This window comes from Macrococcus brunensis, assembly GCF_004359615.1.
In the GTDB taxonomy this organism is placed as follows: Bacteria; Bacillota; Bacilli; order Staphylococcales; family Staphylococcaceae; genus Macrococcus; species Macrococcus brunensis.
Genome location: NZ_SCWA01000038.1, coordinates 1 through 1,364, shown reverse-complemented (window position 1 = coordinate 1,364; position 1,364 = coordinate 1). Strand labels below are relative to the sequence as shown.

At 27.3% G+C, this 1,364-nt stretch carries 2 protein-coding genes; one reads left to right on the top strand and one right to left on the bottom strand.

The genetic code is table 11. The features are described 5' to 3' along the window. Nucleotides 1–132, bottom strand: a 132-nt coding sequence (locus tag ERX27_RS11085; RefSeq protein ID WP_165983082.1) for a transposase, incomplete at its 3' end; no start/stop codon positions are given. Nucleotides 133–281: 149 nt separating this feature from the next. On the opposite strand from ERX27_RS11085, the gene ERX27_RS11080 reads away from it, so the two are divergent. Next, nucleotides 282–1,274, top strand: a complete 993-nt coding sequence (locus ERX27_RS11080) for an ApeA N-terminal domain 1-containing protein (RefSeq protein WP_133432851.1) — start codon at nt 282–284, stop codon at nt 1,272–1,274. The last annotated feature ends 90 nt before the right edge of the window (nt 1,275–1,364 follow it).

Genomic DNA, 1,364 nt, shown 5'->3' with positions numbered 1-1,364 from the left:
GATCCATTTCCCTAATGCCGAAGGCGTCAGGTCATACTCACGTACAATTTCATTTCTAGGTTTACCATTCTCATAAAGTTTGACCATCTGTAATTTGAATTCTGGACTGAAACTTCTTCTTTCACGTAACATAAATAAATCGCCTACTTTCTTAGATTAACAATATCTATTCACATAGAAATTGTCCAACTAAGTGTAGACGATTCAATGTATAAAATATAGATTATACCATCAATACTTTAGTTGTAGATTCCGATAAAATAATAGGCTGGAGGATTACGATGAAGCTATCAAAGATTGCAATTAATGATGACTTTGAAGTTTTTGGATACTGGTCGATAAATGAAAACTTAAATGACAAGTTTAGTGGTACTTTGTATAAAAAAGATAATAAAATTACGTTGAAAATATATAGAGAAGATTGGGGGGAATTATATAACAATATAGAATTTTTATATGGTTTTACAGAAGAGGGAGAAAAAATCACATTAAAAGATTTGTTTTGTATATCACATTCATTCGGAAGTAAAATTACGACGAATAGTTATATAATAAAGGAGGTATTGGTTGGAGAGTTTATTGATAATAATACACAGTTTAAGTCAATCAATTGTAGTTTCAATTTTCTTAGTAAGTGGATAAATAAAAGATTTAATTACCTAACTAGTAACAAGAATGAAGAAATTAATAATTATCCTAAGGATTTATATCTTATCTCTGAAACATTATCATTGGTTGATGGCTTATCCTATTTTGAAAAAGTAAAAAACGAGAAATATGAAATAATCTTAAAGAAAAATTTAAAATTAAAGTTCAGTCCTGAAAAAAATTTGAACGGGTGTTTTTATAGTTTTTATCAGCTTCAATTATTTTTGAATATATTTATGAATAAATATATTGTTTTTGATCGAATACAAATGGTAATTTCTGATGGAAATGATAAAGTAATAACGAGAATATACTCGCAAGATACAGATGGAAAATTTCATGATAGTAGTAATGTGATATATTATGAAAAAATAAGTTCTATTTTAGATCAAGTGCTCAATAAATGGTATTCAAATTTTCCGCTTTTTTATACTCTGACATCTGAATTAATTAAACCTAACTCATATACGTATAATGTGAAGGCTTTTCATGTGGAGTTGATTAGAACATTTGAAATCTATCATAGAGAATTCTTGGAAAACAAAGAATTGGAAAAGATAGATGTATCTAAAGATTTAAAGAAAATTATTGAATCGTCTACACTTAGTTGGACAATTTCTATGTGAATAGATATTGTTAATCTAAGAAAGTAGGCGATTTATTTATGTCACGTGAAAGAAGAAGTTTCAGTCCAGAATTCAAATTACAGATGGTCA

Excerpts from the sequence above, each read along its gene's own strand:
- ERX27_RS11080 (WP_133432851.1), top strand. The coding sequence starts at position 282 with ATGAAGCTATCAAAGATTGCAATTAATGATGACTTTGAAGTTTTTGGA.